Source organism: Mesorhizobium sp. M7A.F.Ca.CA.002.15.2.1, assembly GCF_003998715.1.
GTDB lineage: Bacteria > Pseudomonadota > Alphaproteobacteria > Rhizobiales > Rhizobiaceae > Mesorhizobium > Mesorhizobium ciceri.
Map to the genome: position 1 here is coordinate 1 of NZ_RZPI01000957.1, position 1,503 is coordinate 1,503.

Consider the following 1,503-nt stretch of genomic DNA (forward strand, 5'->3'; position numbering starts at 1 on the left):
AACTGCCCTTCTAGCCTTCGGTGCGGCCATGGCCGAAGAGCCGTCCGAAAGACTGATCGAGCAGCGTATCCGCAACAGGATCTACGAGATCCTGGAAATCCTGGCCGATTGTGACGACGGCGTCGATCTCGTCGGCATCAAGGGTTATTTCTATCTGTTCGAGGATTTCCTCCATCGCCCATCGATCGAAGCCGGCACATCCGCGCTTTCGAAGGACGAGCGCGCGATCGTGCTGGAGATCGCCGAATTCCTCGAGGCGGCAAGCGAGACAAATCCGGACTTCACCAAGGCTGAGTTCATAGACAGCGACTGGCCGGGAAAGATCGCGCCGACGGCCAGGGAGGCGCGGACGCTGTTCCTCCGGCGCGGCCTGTTTTCGGAGAAGGTCGAGGAGCTTGAGCCTGGCCAGCCGGCCGCGATAGCGGCCGGGCGGTAGATCGCTTCAGGAAAAATCGCGTGGTGCTTTCCCTTGGGGCAATTGCGGCGAAACAAAGAGAGAGCGGTCATCGCTTTTGTGAAATGACGGCTCGATCTATCTGGAAAGCCACGAAATTGTGCCAATTTGGCAACAGTACGTTGTTAATAACGTTTTGGCCATCATTTTGCCCGAAAGTGTCTCATTCTTGCCGCAGCCTGGGGGCGGGCACGAAGTGAGAGGGTTACCTGTTGATTTCCACGCGATGGAAGACGCCGCTGTTGCTCGGCGCCGTCATTTCACCCCTGTTTTTGGCTGCCTGCAGCCAGACCACTTCACACGGCATGTCCGTCGCCAGCCTGACCGACGCCATCACGCCAGGTTTCCTGAGTTCAGGGGCCTACAGCCACACGCCGAAGGACAAGGAATGCCTGGAACGGGCGATGTTCTTCGAGTCCAACCGCTCGAGCCGCGACGGCATGATCGCGGTCGGCACGGTGGTGATGAACCGGCTGCGCTCCGGCAATCATGGCAGCACCATCTGCCAAGTGGTGGGCGAGCCCGGGCAGTTCGCGCCTGGTGTCATGACAAGGCCGATGAATTCACGCGCAATGCCCGATGTCGAGGAAGCCGCCGACGCGGTGCTGAAGGGCGAGCGCAAGTCCAAGCTCAAGAACACCATGTTCTTCCACACAGCCGGCCTCCGCTTCCCCTACAAGAACATGCACTACACCATGGTTGCCGGCGGCAATGCCTTCTACGAGAAGCGCGGCCGCAACTGGCAGCCGCTGCCGGATGAGCCGCAGGTCGCTATTGCCTCGGCGGCGCCCGACAAGTCAGCCGCGCCGGTGACGATGGTCGCGTCCGCCGAGCCGGTGCGTCCAGCCAGGACGGCAACCGTTCGATCCGCTCCCGCCCAGCAGACCTATGTGACCGCCGCCGCCGCGCCGGCCGCGAAATCCGCGCGTGTCTCGCAAGAGCCGACGGTGGTGGCGATGCAGGAGCCGATGGAAGAGCCGGATGCCGCGCGTTTTGGCGGAAGCTTGAACACAAGGGTCATCTCGTCGGTTCAAGACGCGCCGCAAGAG

2 protein-coding genes are annotated in these 1,503 nt (G+C 61.7%); both read left to right on the forward strand.

Annotated features, from left to right (window positions below):
• Positions 1-28: 28 nt before the first annotated feature.
• Complete coding sequence (locus ENZ74_RS31500; protein ID WP_013527930.1) at positions 29-436, forward strand: hypothetical protein; 408 nt, start codon at positions 29-31, stop codon at positions 434-436.
• A 230-nt stretch (positions 437-666) separates the two neighbouring features.
• Positions 667-1,503, forward strand: an 837-nt coding sequence (locus ENZ74_RS31505; protein WP_164761384.1) for a cell wall hydrolase, incomplete at its 3' end; no start/stop codon positions are given.

Bases quoted from the DNA above. Each gene is read 5' to 3' on its own strand.
- ENZ74_RS31500 (WP_013527930.1), top strand. From the start codon at position 29: ATGGCCGAAGAGCCGTCCGAAAGACTGATCGAGCAGCGTATCCGCAAC.